An 18273-nucleotide genomic window follows, 5' to 3' on the forward strand; every position below is an offset into this window, starting at 1 on the left:
GCGCGGCAGCCGCCGGCGGCGGCGTGCTGGGCGCCGGCCGCGGGTAGACCAGGTCGGCGCATTCCCGTTTGTCCCAGTTGCCGGCGTCGGTCTTCATATCCTTGTCGAAATGCAGCTGGTACTGGCAGGTGATGTACTCATTGCCCCTGCCGGTGCGGAAATTGAAGATGTAGTTCCAGGTATGGACGCCGAACACCCCTTCGTGGAAATGCGGCGCGCCCAGCAGGTCGTACACCTGGGGCTTGGTCAGCCCCGGGATCACTCGGCGCAGGTTGTCCAGGCTGACGAAGGTGCCTTCCTTGAAGGTCGCGCTGTCGCGCGCGGGGAACACCACGCTCATGCCGTTGCTGGCCGGCTGCGGCGCCGGCTTGGACGAGCCGCGGAACATGGAGCAGCCGCCCATCAGCAGCAGCGGAACCAGGCAGGCCGCCAGCCGCTTCGCATTCTTGTTGCTCTTGTGGGTATTGCGGATCATCCTGATCTCCGATGCGCGCGGGCCTACCATTGATAGCCCGCGCCGATCACGGCGCCGACCTTGCCCTGGGTGTTGACGTTGCCGGCGAACTTGTAGACCCAGCGGCCGTTTTCCGAAATGGTCGACACGCCGACCGCGATCGCCGACTGGCCGAGGTAGTGGCTGGCCGCGGCCGAAGCCATGCTGCGGCCCGGCGCGTAGGCCTGCGGCAGGCCGGCCACCGCCATCGCGGAAGCCGCGCCGGCGTTGGCGTTGCGCTCGATGCCGCGCATGTCGTCGCGCAGGCTGCTGATGCTGTTGCCGATGTCGGCGGTGGCGCCGCGCAGCTGCTGCACGTTGACCGCGTCGGTATCGGCCGAGCCGGCCGCCACGTTGGTGATCTTGCGTTCGGCGCCGGCCGCGCCCACCGATACTTCGCCGGCCGAACTCTGCGCCGCCGACAGGCCGTAGGCGCGGTAGTTGCTCTGCGCGCCCACCGTGGCCGACGAACCGGCGCCCAGCGCCACGCTGTTGGTGGCCGTGGCGCTGGCACCGTTGCCCAGCGCCATCGCATTGGTGGCGCCCGAACCCACCTGGGCGCCGTTGCCGAGCGACAGCGCGCCGCTGCCCTGGGCCTGCGCGCCGTTGCCGACCGCGATCGCGTTGTTGCCCGAGGCCACCGCGCCCGCGCTGAGCGCGGTCGCGTTCTGCCCGCTTGCCTGCGCGCCGCTGCCGAGCGCCGTGGCGCCCTGTCCGGCGGCCTGCGCGCCATTGCCCAGCGCCGTGGCGTTGGCGCCGGTGGCCGACGCGGTATTGCCGACCGCCGTGCTGGCCGCGCCGGAGGCCACCGCGCCCGCGCCGCCGGCCGCCGAGTCGGTGCCGCTGGCCACGGGCTTGGGCCGGTTGGCCGAGTTCTCGACCTGGAACATGCCGTCCTTGCCTTCGGTGATGTTGGTGACGTCGCCCGATACCGCCTTCAGCTGGCGGACGTTGGCGGCGTCGGTGTCTTCCGTGCCGTCGGCCACGTTGGTGATCTGCCGCTCGTTGCCGGCCGAACCGACCGATACGGTATTGGCGCGGTCGGCCACCGAATCGGCGCCGAGGGCGACGCTGTTGTCGGCGCTGGCCTGGGCATTGGAACCGAGCGCCGTGGCGCGGGCGCCGCTGGCCGTCGAGCCCGAGCCGACCGCCGACGATCCGGTACCGCTGGCGACCGCGCCGGAGCCGACCGCGGAAGATCCCGCGCCGCTGGCCTGCGCGCCGTTGCCGGTGGCGGTGCCGTCGTCGCCGGCGGCCGCGGCGGCGTTGCCCACGGCCACGCTGCGGCTGCCGGTGGCCGTGGTGCCGCCGCCGGCGGCCAGGCTCTCGGTGCCGGTGGCCTGGGCCTCGCCGCCGGCCGACCTGACCTTGAAGTACAGATTGGGATCGCCCTGCTGGATGTTCTTGATCAGGTCGTACAGGCTGGTGTTGCTGATCTGGTTGGTGGTGTCCTGCGTCCAGTGCCACAGCTGCGAGCCGTTGACTGCCTGGGTGCTGCCGGACGTCTCGGCGCCGGGGGCGACGTTGGAAATCAGCGTGGACGGGCCGCCCGGGTTCAGCGTGATCGAGGTGCGGGCGGTGCTGTCGTACTTGACCGCCAGGCTGTCCACGTCGTCGATCTGCTGGTTGAGCGCCTTCAGCTGCGCGACGTTGGCCGCGTCGGTGTCGTCGGCGCCGGCCGCCACGTTGGTGATCTTGCGTTCGGCGCCCACGCTGCCCACCGATACTTCGCCGGCCGAGGTCTGCGGCGCGGCCAGCGCGAAGGCGGCATAGCCTGTCTGCGCGCCCACCGTGGTGATCGAGCCGGCGCCGAGCGCCACGCTATTGGCCTGCGAGGCATTGGCGCCGCTGCCCAGCGCCACCGCATTGGCGGCGCCGGCCTGAGCGGCGCCGCCGGCGGCGACCGTGTCGGCGCCGGTGGCCGCGGCGCCGGCCAGCGTCGAGTTGGCGCGGAAATACTTGGTGCCGTTGTTGTCTATGTTGGTCACCGTGTTGCTGATGTTGGTGACGTTCTCGTTGGTCGCGTTCAGCTGCGAGCCATTGACGGCGTCGGTGCTGGTGGCGCTGACGTCGCCGTTGGCGACGTTGGTGATGCGCGTGCCGCCGGTGCCGCCCTGCAGCGTTACGACTTTCTTGGTGCCGTCGTCGTACTGGACGGCATTGGCGTCGCCGGTTTCGATCGTGGATTCCAGCGCCTTCAACTGGCGCAGGTTGACCGCGTCGGTGTCGGCCGTGCCGCCGGCCACGTTGGTGATCTGGCGTTCGCTGCCGGGCGCGCCCACCGACACGGCGCCCTGCGTGGGCACCGCGACCTTGCTGTAGGCCTCGACGCCGCTGCCGGTGCGGTCCGCCACCGACTGGTAGCCGAGCGCGACGCCGCCGGCCACCGTGGATGACGCGCCGGCGCCGAGGATGGTCTGGGCGTTGGCGTTGCCGAAGGCGTTGTCGCCGATCACCACCGAGTAGCCCTTGCGCAGCGAATAGTCGTCGGTCGGCACGCCGGGCTTGGTCGGGTCGGTGAAGATGGTGGAGGCATCTTCGTTCGGCAGCAGATGGCGCGCGCCGGTGCCGATCACGACTTCCTGCGAGCCGTTGGCGCTGGCGCCATCGCCCACCAGCACCTGGTTGTTCTGCGCGGCGGGCACGTCCCAGCAGGTGGCGCCGACCAGGTTGAGCACGTTCAGGCAGTTGTTCGCCGTGACGTAGTCGGGCGCCGTCGCCGTATCGGACAGCAGCAGGCCGTTCTTGTAGGTCAGGCCGGAATTGATGTTGGTGATGTAGTTGCCCGAGGTGACGCCGCCCAGCAGCGTCAGGCGCTGGTCGGGCAGCGAGCCGCCGCCGGACAGCGTGCCGGTGACCGGCGCCAGGTCGAGCACCGGCAGGCCGATCAGATTGACGACCCGGAAGCGCGCATTGATGTTGTCGCGGTTGACGCTGAGCGCGCCGGACCGCAGCCAGTCCTGCTGCGAATTGAACGCCGCCATGGTCAGCGGCGACAGCCCCTGGCCGACGCTGCCGAACAGGCCAGCGGTACCGACTACCAGGCCGGTGGGGGGCGCGGGCGACAGCGGCGGCGGCACCGAACCCTCGGGAGGCGGCGCCGCCGCCGCTGCCGCCATGGGGGCCGCCAGCATGTTCGACGACATGGAAAAGGTACTGGCGGCCGGGATCGGGGCGATCGCCTGAGCGGCCGAGGCAAGCGATGCGGGCTCGGCAGCCAGCGCGGCCGGCGCCAGCGCGGTCCGCGCGGTTGGCGCGGTTGCCAGTGCCTTGCGGTCGTCGGCCGCGGCAGCCTGGGCCGAGGGCGGCACGGCGTGCGGGGACGATGGCGCTGCCACGGCGGCCTGCGCCGTCGAGGCGGCGGTCTGCGCCGTCGAAGCGACGGTCTGCGCCGTCGAAGCGGCGGTCTGCGCCGCCGACGCAGCGGCGTTGGCCGGGGCGCCGCCCAGAGCGGCCGCCATCTGGGACTGCATCGGCGAAGCCGACACGGCCCGTGCTGGCTGCAGCATCTGCTGCTGCACGGCACCCACCGGCATGCCGATGCCTGCGCCTTCGGTGAGCCGGCTATTGAGCAGGCCCGGCACGCCGTTCATATCGGCAGCCGCGGCCGGCGCGGCCACCGCAGCCGCGGCCAGCACCGCCACCGCGCCCCCCGCTCGCCCGCCACGCCGCACGTTCTCCGCGGCGGCGATCCAGCACTGCAGCGCATCGCTCCATACGGTCCGATAGATCTTGTTCAATTCCCTGCCCCCCAATGATTCGAAGCGTCCGCGCGCATCCGCGAAGGCCTTGCGGCGGCGAGCGCCGGCTGTGTCGAGAGGCTTCGAGCAAGACCTATGCCATCGCGCCGCGCAAGTATTCGCGCGACGTGCCCGAACGGCGCAGATCGTTGAAACACAAGGGGATATCGACGATCGGGAGAGTTTCCGATGCTGCGATAGTCGCAGCGGAAAACGATGTGGAAGGGGTCCGGCGTTACGCTGCGTTACGGGAAATGAGATGGGGCGTTACGTAACGCGGCGCACGCGCGGGCTGGCGAACGCCGCCGTCAAAGCCGGGTCTGCTCGTCTTCGGGCACGCCATAGCGCGCTTCCGCCGCCTGGTGCTCGGGCAGCCCGACGATCTCGTTGAGATGCTTGAAGGTGGCCATGCTATCGCGCAAATGGCCGATGGTCCCGGTGCGCCGCAACTCGCCCAGCATCCGCTCGATCGGCGCAATCGCCGCCAGCAGTCCGTACAGCGCGAAGGTGGCCAGCCTGAACCCCATGCGCCCCAGTTCGTCGGCCGGGATGTCGGGCGACTTGCCGCTGGCGGCCATGTTGTACAGCAGCGGCACGCCCTTGAAATGGCGGGCCACCCGCTCGGTCTGCTCGCGGCCCACCGGCGCCTCGATGAACAGCATGTCGGCCCCCGCCTCGCGGTAGCGCTCGGCGCGCTCGAAGGCCGCCTCGATTCCTTCCACGGCGATCGCGTCGGTGCGGATCACCAGCATCAGGTCGGCGTCGACGCGCGCGTCGCAGGCGGCCTTGATCTTGGAGACCATCTCGGCGGCCGGGATCACCCGCTTGCCGGCCAGGTGGCCGCATCGCTTGGGCGAAACCTGGTCCTCCATGTGCAGCGCGGCGGCGCCGGCCTTCTCGAAATCGCGCACGGTGCGCAACACGTTCATCGCATTGCCATAGCCGGTGTCGATGTCGGCCAGCACCGGCAGTCCCGAGGCATCGACGATGCGCCAGGTGTTGTCCAGCATCTCGGAAGCGGTCAGCAGGCCGACGTCCGACATGCCCAGCCGCGTCACGCTGGTGGCGAAGCCCGACATGTACACCGCCTCGAACCCGGCGCGCGCCAGCATGCGGGCCATGAAGGCGTCGCCGGCGCCGGGCGCCATGACGCAGGCGTCGGGCTGGCTGGTGAGCCGGCGCAGGCGGGTGGTCAGTTTTTCGGTCATTGATGTATCTCCAATGGCGGATCGGACCGCCTCTCATGAAACGCCGGCGGGCGGGCGATGCCGCCAGGGCATATCGGCCCGCATGCGGCTTTCGTAGGCTTCGATCTCCGGCAGATGCTGCAGGATCAGGGCGATGTCGTCGAGGCCCTGCAGCAGCCGCTGCCGGGCCGTTTCGGCGAGGTCGAAAACGTGGCGCCGCCCGTCGGGACCGGTCAGCGATCGGGTTTCCAGATCGATCTCCAGGCAACTGCCCGGGCGCTCGCGCAACAGACGGCGCAAATCGGCACAGGCCGCTTCCGGCAGCACGACCGGCAGCATGCCGTTCTGCAGCATGTTGCCGTAGTACAGTTCGCCGAAGCTGGGCGCGACCACGGCCGAAAAACCGTAGTCGAGAACGGCGTAGACCGCGGCCTCGCGCCCGGAGCCGCAGCCGAAATTGGCTCCCGCGACGAGGATCTTCGCCGCCCGGTACGGCGCCTGGTTCAGTACGAAGTCCGCCCGTTCGCGGCCATCGCCGTCGAAGCGCAGGTCGTGCAGCAGATACTGTTGCAGGCCGTCGCCGCGCGCCTTCTTGAAGAAGCGGGACGGAATCAGCTTGTCGGTATCGACATTGTCCATGTCGAGCGGCGCGGCAACGGCCGTGATGCGGGTGAATGGCGACATGCGGGCTCTCCTCGCGTGGCGGGCCGTCAGGCCAGCAGCCGACGAACGTCGGTCAGCCTGCCGGTCACGGCTGCGGCGGCGGCCATGGCCGGGCTCATCAGGTGCGTGCGCGACCCTTTGCCTTGGCGGCCCTCGAAGTTGCGGTTGGAAGTCGCGGCGCAGCGCTCGCCTGGCGGCACCACATCGCCGTTCATCGCCACGCATGCCGAGCAGCCGGGGGCGCGCCATTCGAAACCGGCTTCGATGAAGACACGGTCCAATCCCTCCGCCTCGGCCTGCCGCTTGACCAGCCCTGAGCCGGGCGAGACGAACGCCGGCACGGCCGCCTTGCGGCCGCGCAGCACCGCCGCCGCGGCCCGCAGGTCTTCGATGCGGCCGTTGGTACAGCTGCCGATGAAGACGCGATCGACGGCCACCTCCTGCAGCGGCGTGCCGGGTGCCAGGCCGATGTAGCGCAGCGCGGCTTCCATCTGCGTCCGCCGCTGGGGATCGTCGACGGCTCCAGGGTCGGGTACCGACGCGCTGATCGGCAATGCATGTTCGGGCAGCGTGCCCCAGGTCACGATGGGCTCCAGCGTGCCGGCGTCGATCGCGACCTCGCGGTCGAAGCGGACGCCGTCGTCGGTCGGCAGCGTGCGCCAGAACGCCAGCGCGGCGTCCCAGTCGCGTCCGCGCGGCGCGTAGGGACGGCCGGCCAGATACTGATAGGTGGTGTCGTCGGGGGCGATGATGCCGCTGCGGGCGCCGGCCTCGATCGACATGTTGCAGATGGTCATGCGCTGCTCCATGCTCATCGCACGGATCGCCGTGCCGGCGTATTCGATGACGTGGCCGACCGCGCCGGCCACGCCGATGCGGGCCAGGATCGCCAGCATGACGTCCTTGGCGCCGACGCCGGGGCAGGGGCGGCCGTCCACCTCGATGCGCATGGTCTTGGGCCGCTTCTGCCACAGGCACTGGGTGGCGAGGATCTGCTTGTTCTGGGACGCGCCCACGGCGAAGGCAAGCGCCCCCAGCGCGCCATGCGTGGCCGTGTGCGAGTCGCCGCAACTGACCGTGAGCCCCGGTTGCGTGATGCCCTGCTCCGGCCCGATCACATGCAGGATGCCCTGCCGCTCGTCGTCCAGGCCGAAGTGTTCGAAGCCATAGTCGCGCGCATTCCGTTCCAGGTAGCGCACCAGCTCGCGCGATTCGGGATCGCCGATGCCGGCCAGACCGCGCTCCCGGCCGACGGTGGAGGCGAAATGGTCGGGCGAACCGAACACCTGGCCCGGCCGCCGCACCGTGCGGCCCTCCTTGGCCAGGGCGCCGAAGGCATGGAAGGAGCCTTCGGCCACGAAATGCGTATCGATGCCGAGCAATGCCTCGTCGCCCTGCTCGACGATCACGTGACGCCGCCAGATTTTTTCGAATAGCGTGCCGGACGTGGCCATGGTGCCCGCTCCCGTCGTCATTGCCCTGCCGCCACGTTGTTGGCGACTGCCAGTTCCGCCCACCGCGCCACGTCGCGGCGCAGGAAATCGCCGAAGTGGTCGGGCGAATCGCCCACCGTCAGCGCTCCCTGCTCGGTGATCAACTCGTGCATGGCCGGCTCGCGCACGATGCGGGCGATCGCGCCGTACAGCGCATCCACCGCCGCGCGCGGCGTGCCCGCGGGCGCCAGCATCGCATTCATGGTCACCATTTCGAGCGCCGGCAGCCCGGCATCGGCGAACGTGGGCACGTCGGCATAGCCTGTGAGCCGCTCTTTGTAGGCCACCGCCAGCATCCGCATCCGTCCTGCCTTCAGGAACGGCACGGCCGACAACAGCGTGGAAAAGCTGATGTCGATGCGGCTGGAGGCGACGTCGAGCAGCGCCGGCGCCGCGCCGCTGTACGGCACGTGCGTGAGGCTGATGCCGGCCAGGTTGCCGAACAGCGCGGCGGCCAGATGCGGCGGGCCGCCCGGGCCGCTGGAAGAATAGGTCAGCGCGCCGGGCTGCTGCTTGGCGAGCCGGATCACGTCGCTTACCGAGCTGGCCGGCAGATCGTTGCGCACCAGCAGAACCATCGGCATGAAGGCGACGTTGCTGACCGGAACGAAATCGCGGATGGGATCGTAGCCGACGTTCTTCATGATGGCCGGCCCGAGCGCGAAATAGCTCGTGGTGAACAGCAGCGTATGTCCATCGGGAGCGGCCCGCGCCACTTGCGCGGCGCCGATGGCGCCGCCGGCGCCGAGCTTGTTCTCGACCACGAACGGTTGGCCGAGTTCTTCGCCCAGCCGCTTGGCCAGCGCGCGCGCGAGGATGTCGGTGCTGCCGCCGGCATTGAAGGGGACCACCACGCGTACCGGACGCGTCGGGTACGGCCGGTCTGCCGCGCCCGCCGGCGCCGCCCATGCGACCCACAGCGCAGCGGCGATGAGCCATCTGCGGATGAAATGTCTGAACATTACTGTCTGTCTCCTATGCGTCGGCCTTGAGCCCGATGGAACGGATCAGCCGCGTGAACTTGTCGGATTCGCGATGCAGGAAGCTGCCGAACTGCTCGGCGCTGCCGGACGCGATGGTCATGCCGCTGGAGTCCGCCAGCTGCTTGAGTTCCGGCGCGCCCAGGGCCCAGTTGACGATTTCGTTGAGTTTGGCGATTTCGGGCGCGGGCGTGCCGGCCGGCGTCAGCAGCCCGTACCAGTTGGTCATGTCGAAGCCTGGCAGGCCGCTTTCGGCGATGGTGGGCAGGTCGGGCGCGATGGGCGAGCGCTCGGCGGTGGTGACGCCCAGGCCGCGCAGCTTGCCCGAGCGGATGTGCGGCAGGCTGCTGTAGATGGCGCAGAAATAGGCCGGCACGCGGCCGCTCTGTACGTCGGTCATGGCCACGCTGGGACCTTTGTACGGCACGTGCACGAGCCGGATGCCGCTCATCGCCGCGAACTGTTCGGCGGCCAGGTGGGGCAGCGAACCGATGCCCGACGAGGCGTAGTTGATCTGCCCGGGATGCGCCTTGGCCAGCGCAATGAATTCCTGCACCGAGTTCACGCCCAGCGAAGGATGCACCACCAGCACCAGCGGGCCCGAGGCCAGCAGCGCCACCGGCGCCAGGTCGCGGTCCTGGTCGTAGGGCAGGTCTTTGTACAGGCTGGCGCCGGTGGCATAGCCGGCGGCCACCAGCAGCAGCGTGCGGCCATCCGGCGGTGCCTTGGCGGCGACGGCGGCGCCCACCGTGCCGTTGGCGCCGCCGCGGTTCTCGACCACCACCGGCAGGCCCAGCCGTTCGGTGAATTTCTGCCCCAGCGCCCGCGCGAAGCCGTCGGTGCCGCCGCCGGCCGGATACGGCGAAATGATGCGCATGGTGCCGGCCGCGGGGTTCTGCGCATGCGCGCCCCCGGCCGCCGACGCGCCCGCCGCCAGCCCCGCCAGCGCCAGGCACAGGCGCCGCCGCGCGCCGTCTTCCGGGCCGCGGGCGGCGCCCGCGTCAAGCTCTTCGGTTCGATACATGGTCTCGCTCCTCGCTCATTCTTGTCATGGGCATCACTGCCGATGCCGCCCATCCAGGGCACAGCGGATCCGGCTCCGCCGGTCCGCCAGTGCCGCCCCTTGAGGGGCGCGCGTAAGCGCGTAGGGGGTGGGCTCAACTCGGCACGCGCTGCTCCAGATCGACCTCGACGCCGCGCGTCGCTTCCAGATCGCTTTCGTGCAACTGCCCCTTGATCATGATCCGGTACAGCTTCCTCAGCTGGGTCATGTCGTAGTCGGCATTGGCCTGGTGCATCACGCTGCGGTTGTCCCAGATCACCATGTCGCCGTACTTCCACTGGTGCCGGTATTCGTAGCGCTGCTGGGTGGCATGGGCCATCAGCTCGGCGATCAGGGCCTGCGCCTCGTCGTCGGGCATGCCGATGATCGAATCCATGCGCACCGGGTTCAGGTACAGGTATTTGCGGCCGTTCTCGGGATGGATGCGCACCAGCGGGTGGATGGCCGGCGGCGGCAGGTGGGCGGCCGTGTCGTCGTCGACCTTGATCAGCTTGCGCGGGCTGTACTGGCTGACGTAGACGTGCACGGCCAGCAGCTTGTCGATGCGCTTCTTCATCGGCTCGGCCAGGTCGTCGTAGGCCGCATGGACGTTGACGAACTGCGTGTCGCCGCCGCGATCGGGCAGCGCCACCGGATGCAGCACGGTGGCCTTGGGCGGCACCGGGTCGTTGGAATGATCGGTATGGAAGCTTTCGCCGACGATGTAATACTTGCCCGGCGCCACCTCCAGGTTCTTGACCTCGAAGATCGACGAATCCTCGGTGGTATCGCCCGAGCGGCGGTGGTGCGGCATGATCTCGCCGAAGATCTGCGCCGCCCGCTTGAAGCGCTCGGGCGGCAGGTCCTGGTCGCGGAACACCAGCACGCCATGGCGCGCCAGCGCGGCGTTCAGTTCGGCGCGCAGCCGGTCGGACACCGGCTGCGACAGGTCGAGGCCGCGGATCTCGGCGCCGGTCTGGTGGGGCGTCAGCGGGGTGATGGTATGGCTCATGGACTTCGCTCCTTGTCGAATGCGAACGGGGTTCAGTTCTCTACCCGGATCTTCGCGTCGCTGACGACCTTGCCCCATTTGGCGACCTGCGCACGCACGTAGTCGGCGGCCTCCTGCGGGGAACTGGTGGTGGCGTCGGTGCCGACCGCGGCCAGCCGCGAGATGGTTTCGGGGTCGCGCAGCGTGCGGCCGAAGGCGGCGTTGAGCTTGTCGACCACGGCCTGCGGCGTGCCGGCCGGCGCCAGGATGGCGTACCAGACCGAATCGCCCAGGCTGGGGAAACCGGCCTCGGCCATCGTGGGCACCGATGGCAGTTCGGGCGCGCGCTTGTCGCCGGTGACGCCGAGCGCCTTGAGCTTGCCGGCCTTGATCTGCGGCATCGCGGCCGGCAGCGACACCAGCGACATCTGCACTTCGCCGGCCAGCATGCCGACCACCGTTTCAGGCGTGCCCTTGTACGGGACGTGGACGAGGTCGATGCCGCGCTCGGTCTTCAGCAGTTCCCACTGCAGATGGCCGATGCTGCCGACGCCGGCGCTGGCATAGTTGAATTTGCCGGGCCGGGCCTTGGCCAGCGCCACCAGCTCGCTCACGCTGTTGGCCGGCAGCGATTCGGGCACCACCAGCACGAAGGGCTGCAGCCCCAGCATCGTGACCGGCCGGAAATCCTTGACCGGATCGAAGCCGACCTTCATCAGGCTGGGGATCACCGAAAAGCTGATGCTGGCCAGCAGCAGCGTGTAGCCGTCGGGCGCGGCCTTGGCCACCTGGCGCGCGCCGATGGCGCCGCCGGCGCCGGCCACGTTCTGCACCACCACCGTCTGGCCCAGTACCGGCCCCAGCGTGGAGGCGGCGGCGCGCGCGGTGGCGTCGCTGCCGCTGCCGGGCGTGAACGGCGTCACCAGCGTGACCGGACCGGCAGGATACGGCTGCTGCGCCTGCGCGCCGGCCGCGACCGAGATGCCGGCCAGCACGATCGCCGCGGCCAGCCTTGCGGCCGTGCGCGCGCGGTGGCCGGCCTCCATTCCGAGTGCCTTTTCCATCGTCTCCTCCTCGTTCGGCCGTCGGCCGGGGAATCCGGCCGCGGCGCATGTCGTTGCTGCTCTTGGTACGCCGAACGGTGGCTGCCGGCCCGGACGGCCGGCCCGGTCAGCGCGCGGTCGGCAGCATCACGGTTTTCAGCTGCGTGTAGTGATGCACGGCCTCGACGCCTTTCTCGCGCCCGATGCCGCTGTTGCGGTAGCCGCCGAACGGCGCCTCGACGTTGACGCCCAGGTAGCTGTTGATGCAGACCTGGCCGGCCTGGATCCGCGCCGCCATGCGGTGGGCGCGGCCGATGTCGGCCGTCCACACGCCGGCCGCCAGGCCGTATTCGCTGTCGTTGGCGATGCGCAGCGCCTCGTCCTCGCCGTCGAACGGGATCAGGCACGCCACCGGGCCGAAGATCTCTTCGCGCGCGATGGTCATGGCGTTGTCGACCTCGGTGAACACGGTGGGCTGCACGAAGCAGCCGCCGGCCAGCCGGCCTTCGCGCAGGCGCTGGCCGCCGTACGCCAGGCGGGCGCCTTCGCGCTTGCCGGTTTCGATATAGCCCAGCACGCGCTGCATCTGCTCTTCGGATACCAGCGGCCCCATGTTCGGGTCGTCGATGCCCGGGCCGATGGTGACCGCCTTCAGGTTGGCCACCAGCCTGTCGGTGAAGGCCTGCAGCACGGGCCGCTCGACAAGCTGGCGCATGCCGGCCGAGCAGCTCTGGCCGGCGTTCTGGATGACGGTCTGGGCGGCGCGGCGGGCGGCCTCGTCGAGGTCGGCGTCGGCGAACACGATGAAGGGCGACTTGCCGCCCAGCTCCAGCCCCACCGGGCAGATGCGCTGCGCGGCGCCGCGCATCACGCTGCGGCCGGTTTCCACCGAGCCGGTGAAATTGATCTTGCGCACCAGCGGATGGTCGACCAGCGCCTGGCCGGCCTCCTCGCCGAAGCCGGTCACCACGTTGAAGGCCTGGGCCGGCACGCCGGCCTCGATGCACAGCTGCGCCAGCTCGAAGGTGGTCAGGCAGGTCTGCTCGGCCGGCTTGACCACGATCGAGTTGCCCGCCGCCAGCGCCGGCGCGATGCCGCGTGCGGCCTGGCTGATCGGGCTGTTCCACGGCGTGATGTGGGCCGTGACGCCATAGGGCTCGCGCAGCGTATAGACCAGGTTGCCGCCCGGCGCGGGCAGCGTCTCGCCGTGGATCTTGTCGGCGATGCCGGCGTAGAACTCGAAATAGCGCGCGCAGGCCTCGACGTCGCTCGCCGAGGTCTTCAGCGGCTTGCCCGTGTCGAGGGTTTCCAGGTGCACCAGCCGCGCCTTGTTCCGGCGCACCAGTTGCGCGGCGTGGTTCAGGATCTGGCCGCGACGATGGGGATCGAGCGCGGCCCACTGGCGAAAGCCGGCGTCGGCGGCGCGGACGGCGCGGTCGACGTCCTGTGCGTCGCCGCGGGCGTAGCGGCCCAGGGGATCGCCGGTGGAAGGGTCGTAGCCTTCGAAATAGCGTCCGGCGGCCGGGGCCGTCCATTCGCCGCCGATCAGGTGTTCGTACTGCGCCCGGATGGCGTGTTCGTTGGAAGAGGACGTTTTTTCGCGCGTATCCAATGCGGTCTCCTGGTGCCGGCCGTCCGCCGTGCCGGACCGCACGATCAGAACGACCGTTTTTCTGAAATTCCGTCTGAAAGAACTTTTATTCTATTTCTTTACGATTCTCGGACGGCGCCATGGCCGCTGTCAAGCGTGCGGCGTACAACCGCGGTGCAGGCGGATGCGGATGGATACGTAGGCGGGGAGGAGACCGCGGGATGCGGCCCGGCGGCCGGGCAGCGAGGGGAAGGGGGAAGGCCGGGGCCGCGCGACGGGCGGCTCCGGCGGGTTTATCGGCGTCAGCCGACCGACGCCAGGCCGGCGGCGGCGGCCACGCCCGCATCGCCCGCGGGCTGCGGCCACTGGCCGCCCAGCGATTGCGTGGCGCGCTCGGCGGCGATCGCGATCAGCGTGCTCATGCGCTGCACGGCCAGCTCGGAAAAGCGCTCCAGCGGCCCCGACAGCGACAGCGCGCCCATCAGGATGCCGGAAGGGCCGAACACCGGCGCCGCCACCGCGCCGCACAGCGGATCGCGTTCGCCGAACGAGGTGTAGACCAGCGGCGCGTTGCCCGCGGCCGGCAGGCCTTGCGCGAAAGTGCGCAGCACCTTGCCGGCGGCGCCCTTGTACAGCGGCAGCACCATGCCGGGGCTGACGCGGTCCAGCGTGGAATGGCTGGAATCCACGCGGAACAGGCACAGGCGCGTGTCGTCGCCGTGCCGCACGTGGAACGACGGGCTTTCGGTGCCGCGCCCCACCAGCCATTCGAGCACCGGCTGGATGCTCTGCTTCAGGCCATGGGTGATGTCGAACGAGCGGCCGAACAGGAAGGCGAGCGGCCCGAGCGCATAGAGGCGGTCGGTACGGTGCACCACCAGGCCGCTGCGTTCGAGCGAGGCCAGCAGCCGCAGCAGCGTGCTTTTGTACATGCCGGTGGCGCGCGCCAGGTCGGCCAGCGAAAGCGGCGATTCGGCGCGCGCCAGCGCGATGGCGATGGTGAGCGCGCGGTCGACCGCGGCCACGCCGCCGGCGGGCGACGATGAAGAGGGGGACTCGGGGGCGATGTCAGGCATGGGGACGGGGAAGGACGGCGTGGCGCCACGAGGATGCCGAACCACCGTTCCACTAAACGGAATTATGCAACCCCCGATTATAAGAATGGCCCGCCTGCAGTGCAATGAAGGCCGCGGCGCAATACCGTCTTGACGTCGACTGGAGGACACCCAATACTAAAAGAGAACCTTTGTTTTGCACAAAAGAACAACCAGGAGACAGCAAGGTGTACGTAGACCATCTCCCCGCCGGGGCGGCCTTCGATTTCATCGTCGTCGGCGCGGGCTCGGCAGGCTGCGTGCTGGCCAACCGGCTGAGCGAAAACGGCCGCCACCAGGTATTGCTGGTGGAAGCAGGCGGCCGCGATACCCACCTTAACTTCCGCATTCCGCTGATGGTGGCCAACCTGCTGCGCGACGACCGCGTGACCTGGCCTTTCATGACCGAGCCCCAGCGGCACCTGAAAGGCCAGCGGATGCCGTGGCGCCGCGGCAAGGTGCTGGGCGGCTGCAGCTCGATCAACGGCAACGTGTTCGTGCGCGGCGACCCGGCCGAATACGACGCCTGGCGCGATGCCGGCTGCGCCGGCTGGGGCTACGCCGACCTGCTGCCCTACTTCAAGAAGCTGGAAGACTTTCCGCAGGGCGACCCGGCCGTGCGCGGCACCGGCGGCCCGATACACTGCACCCGGCTCGACGAACAGTCCGATCCGCTGTCGGAAGCCTTCGTGGCCGCCGCCGGCGAAGCCGGCTTCCCGCGTTCGCCCGACTACAACGACGGCCGGCACTACGAAGGCGCCTTCTATCTCCAATATTCCACGCGCCGCGGGCTGCGCAACAGCTCGTCGGTGGGTTATTTGAAACCGGCCGCGCGCCGCCCCAACCTGACGGTGCTGCTGGGCGCCACCGCCACCCGCGTGCTGCTGGCCGGCGGGCGCGCCACCGGCGTCGAACTGCGCCTGGGCGACACGCTGCGCCAGGTGCAGGCCCGCCGCGAAGTCGTGCTGTCGGCCGGGCCGCTGCAATCGCCCAAGCTGCTCGAACTGTCCGGCATCGGCAACGCCGCCGTACTGCAGGACCTCGGCATCCCGGTCGCGCACCACCTGCCGGGCGTGGGCGAGAACCTGCGCGACCATCCCAACGTGCGGGTCACCTTCCGCTGCGCCAAGCCGATCACCATCAACGACGTCGTGCGCAGCCCCTGGCTGAAGCTGCGCGAGGGGCTGCGCTTCGCGCTCAAGCGCGAAGGCCTGCTCACCGTCTGCTCGGTCACCGCCGGCATCAACCTGCGCTCGCGCGCCGACGCCCGCCAGCCCGACCTCGTCATGCGGCTGCAGCAGTTGTCGGGCGCCAATCGCTACGCCCGCACCCGCGCCCACGGCCTCGACCCGTTCTCGGGCTTCGCCATCGGCGCGATGGTGATGCAGCCGAAGTCGGTCGGCAGCGTCCATGCGCAGTCGCGCGATCCGCTTCAGCAGGCGCGGATGGATCCGCGCTATCTTTCGCACGAAGACGACGGCCGGCTGTTCCTGGAGGCGATGCGGCTGGCGCGCCGGCTGGCGAAGATGCCGTCGCTGCAGCCGCTGGTGCTGGAGGAAACGCGGCCCGGGGCCGAGGTGGTGGGCGACGACGAACTGCTCGACCACATCCGCGAAACGGTGGGCACCAGCTGGCACATGCTGGGCACCTGCAAGATGGGCGTCGACCCGATGGCGGTGGTCGACCCCGAGTTGCGGGTGCGCGGCGTGGGCGCGCTGCGGGTGGTCGATTCGTCGGTATTCCCGACCATTCCGTCCACCAACACCAACATCCCGACCATCGCCACCGGCGAAAAAGCCGCCGCCATGCTGCTGGCGGCGGCGCACTGAGCCTGCCGGCAACGCGGGCCCGCCGCCGCGCGGCGGCGCGGGCTCAAAACTCCGTGTGCACCCGCAGCGAAAACACCTTGGCCGGCCCGCGGTCGCGGTTGTAGCCGGGATTGCGGACGAACTGCGCGTCGGCCGTCAGCCATAGCCGCTTCAGCGGCCGCCAGCTGTAATAGCCTTCGACGATGCGCTCGCTGCCGTACGACAGCCCGCCGTCGCCGAGGAAGGCGCCCAGCCCGCCCCGCCGCAGGTACTCGCGGTGCGCCGACGACAGCCCGTTGAGCGCCAGCGCCAGCCCGGCCGTGTCGCCCGGCCGCGACCACGCGCCGCCGTCCAGCGCGAGGCCCGCGGCCAGCGCGCGGTCGATCTCGGTGAAGGCGTAGGTTTCGGTCTTGCCGTCGGCCCGGCTGGCGCGCAGGAACACGGAGGCGCCGGCCCCCACCGCCTGTTCGAAGCCGAAGCCGAACCCCGACTTGCTGTGCTCGGCGCGCACCGTCGCCAGGTCGGGCGCGCCGCCGCCGCCCTGCGCCGCCGCGATCGCGTCGTCGAAACTGCCCATGCGGGCATGGTTGCGGAAGGCCAGCACGCGGGCCGTGCCGGCGCGGCCGAACAGCGTGTAGTCCTTCTGGAACTCCACCTGGTCGCCATAGTGGCGGCCCAGATGGGTGTCGAGTTCCGTGCCGTTGGACTCGCGCGGCTGCATGAAGCGGCCGGCGCGCACCGCCCAGCCGTCGCCGATGTATTCCAGCGACGCGCCCCAGGTATAGCCGCGCGCGTCGGCGGCATAATCGAAAGCGCCATAGGTCATGAACGACCAATTCAGGAACTGCGTGCGCGGGTCGTGGCTGGCCTCGACGCCGTCGAACACGTCCAGCACCGAGAGATTGCCGGCAGTCAGTACCAGCCGCCGCGTGTCCACCGTGCCCGCCAGCTGGTTCATGTCGGCGTCGACGTCCTGCGTGGCGCCGCCCAGCCCCCAGGTCTGGCGCACGAAGGCGCGGGCGCGGTACAGGGTCAGGTCGGAGCCGGCGGTCTTGGCCAGTTCGCCGTTGCTCAGGCCGCCCATGCCGTGCAGGCCGGACAGCGCGGCGCCGCGCGCGCCTTCGCCGTTGAAATGGAATTCCGCGCCCTGCCACAGGCGGGCGCCGACGTCGATCGTGGCGGTGAAGGAATAGCTGCGGGCCGACGGGGCGCCCAGGCTGTTGGGGCCGTCGTAGGCGGCATCCATCGATGGCTTGCGCTGCCAGACGTAGGTGGATTGGGCATGCAGCGCGAAACGCTCGCCGGCATCGTCGCCTTGGGCGGACGCCGGCAGCCACGGCGCCGCGCAGGCAAGTGCGAGGCAGGCGCCGCCGAACCGGCGGAAAATCATGGAGCAACCCCTGGCGCGGCCAAAAGCCGTTAGCATAGCCGCCGCGGCATGACGCGCAAATGACCCGCGGCGCGCCTGTCGCGGCACCCGCACATTATGGAGACATCGATGAGCCGTTCCCGCGGCCCCAACCAGAAAAACCGCCTGATCGTCGCCATCACCGGCGCCAGCGGCTCCATCTACGGCATCCGGCTGCTGGAGGCCTTGCGCAGCATGCCGGACTGGGAAAGCCACCTGGTGGTGTCCGACGCCGGCGTGCTCAATACCATGCACGAGCTGGGGCTGGGCCGCAAAGACCTGAACGGGCTGGCCGACGCCGTCTACCACCCGGCCGACGTGGGCGCGGCCATCGCCAGCGGCTCGTTCCTGACCGAGGGCATGGTGATCGCGCCCACCTCGATGAAAACGCTGGCCGCCGTGGCGCATGCCTTCGCCGACAATCTCATCACGCGCGCCGCCGACGTCGTGCTCAAAGAGCGCCGCCGGCTGGTGCTGCTCACGCGCGAGGCGCCGCTGAACCTGGCCCACCTGCGCAACATGGTCGCAGTCACGGAAATGGGCGGCATCGTGTTCCCGCCGGTGCCCGCCTTCTACAGCAAGATGGCCACGCTGGACCAGATGGTCAACCACACTGTGCTGCGCACGCTTGACCTGTTCGGCGTGCATTCGGAACGGCTGGGCCGCTGGACCGGCCTGAAACACGGCTCGGTGGCGTCGGAGGAATGACGCCCGGACCGTGACCCGTCGTTCAGGAATAT

14 protein-coding genes are annotated in these 18273 nt (G+C 70.0%); 2 read left to right on the top strand and 12 right to left on the bottom strand.

The annotated features are described in order from the left end of the window. From ABD927_RS07530 to ABD927_RS07580, 11 genes are all read right to left on the bottom strand, one after another. Positions 1-475, bottom strand: a 475-nt coding sequence (locus tag ABD927_RS07530) for an outer membrane protein assembly factor BamE (RefSeq protein ID WP_425570208.1), incomplete at its 3' end; no start/stop codon positions are given. 23 nt (positions 476-498) lie between these two features. Next, complete coding sequence (locus ABD927_RS07535; protein ID WP_345247924.1) at positions 499-4233, bottom strand: YadA-like family protein; 3735 nt, start codon at positions 4231-4233, stop codon at positions 499-501. Between the two features lie 308 nt (positions 4234-4541). Next, on the bottom strand, positions 4542-5441 hold the full coding sequence (locus tag ABD927_RS07540) for an isocitrate lyase/PEP mutase family protein (protein WP_345247926.1): 900 nt from the start codon (positions 5439-5441) through the stop codon (positions 4542-4544). A gap of 33 nt (positions 5442-5474) precedes the next feature. After that, on the bottom strand, positions 5475-6104 hold the full coding sequence (gene leuD / locus ABD927_RS07545) for a 3-isopropylmalate dehydratase small subunit (protein ID WP_345247928.1): 630 nt from the start codon (positions 6102-6104) through the stop codon (positions 5475-5477). Positions 6105-6130: 26 nt separating this feature from the next. Next, a complete protein-coding gene (gene leuC / locus ABD927_RS07550; protein WP_345247930.1) occupies positions 6131-7558 on the bottom strand; it encodes a 3-isopropylmalate dehydratase large subunit in 1428 nt (475 codons plus the stop codon). After that, a complete protein-coding gene (locus ABD927_RS07555) occupies positions 7555-8538 on the bottom strand; it encodes a tripartite tricarboxylate transporter substrate binding protein (protein WP_345247932.1) in 984 nt (327 codons plus the stop codon). Before ABD927_RS07555 ends, leuC begins: the two co-directional genes overlap by 4 nt. Before the next feature lie 13 nt (positions 8539-8551). Continuing rightward, positions 8552-9580 (bottom strand): tripartite tricarboxylate transporter substrate binding protein, encoded by a 1029-nt coding sequence (locus tag ABD927_RS07560; RefSeq protein WP_345247934.1) that lies wholly within the window; start codon positions 9578-9580, stop codon positions 8552-8554. A gap of 133 nt (positions 9581-9713) precedes the next feature. Then, positions 9714-10610 carry a TauD/TfdA dioxygenase family protein gene (locus tag ABD927_RS07565; protein ID WP_345247936.1) on the bottom strand — a complete coding sequence of 299 codons (897 nt, stop codon included), beginning with the start codon at positions 10608-10610 and terminating at the stop codon, positions 9714-9716. 32 nt (positions 10611-10642) lie between these two features. Further along, positions 10643-11653, bottom strand: coding sequence for a Bug family tripartite tricarboxylate transporter substrate binding protein (locus ABD927_RS07570; protein ID WP_345247938.1), 1011 nt, complete (start codon positions 11651-11653; stop codon positions 10643-10645). Between the two features lie 106 nt (positions 11654-11759). Further along, the gene (locus tag ABD927_RS07575; protein WP_345247940.1) at positions 11760-13244 is read right to left on the bottom strand and encodes an aldehyde dehydrogenase family protein; all 1485 of its coding nucleotides are present in this window, start codon (positions 13242-13244) and stop codon (positions 11760-11762) included. 281 nt (positions 13245-13525) lie between these two features. Continuing rightward, positions 13526-14299 (bottom strand): IclR family transcriptional regulator, encoded by a 774-nt coding sequence (locus tag ABD927_RS07580; RefSeq protein WP_345247942.1) that lies wholly within the window; start codon positions 14297-14299, stop codon positions 13526-13528. A 206-nt stretch (positions 14300-14505) separates the two neighbouring features. Between ABD927_RS07580 and ABD927_RS07585 the strand changes: the two genes are divergently transcribed. After that, positions 14506-16146, top strand: coding sequence for a GMC family oxidoreductase (locus ABD927_RS07585; RefSeq protein WP_345247944.1), 1641 nt, complete (start codon positions 14506-14508; stop codon positions 16144-16146). Between the two features lie 43 nt (positions 16147-16189). Here ABD927_RS07585 and ABD927_RS07590 read toward each other — a convergent pair whose 3' ends face one another. Next, positions 16190-17515, bottom strand: a complete 1326-nt coding sequence (locus tag ABD927_RS07590) for a carbohydrate porin (protein WP_345247946.1) — start codon at positions 17513-17515, stop codon at positions 16190-16192. Between the two features lie 108 nt (positions 17516-17623). Here ABD927_RS07590 and ABD927_RS07595 point away from each other — a divergent pair, with 108 nt between their 5' ends. Continuing rightward, on the top strand, positions 17624-18241 hold the full coding sequence (locus ABD927_RS07595; protein WP_425570209.1) for a UbiX family flavin prenyltransferase: 618 nt from the start codon (positions 17624-17626) through the stop codon (positions 18239-18241). Positions 18242-18273 lie beyond the last annotated feature (32 nt).

The organism is Pigmentiphaga soli (assembly GCF_039541095.1).
Taxonomy (GTDB): Bacteria; Pseudomonadota; Gammaproteobacteria; order Burkholderiales; family Burkholderiaceae_B; genus Pigmentiphaga; species Pigmentiphaga soli.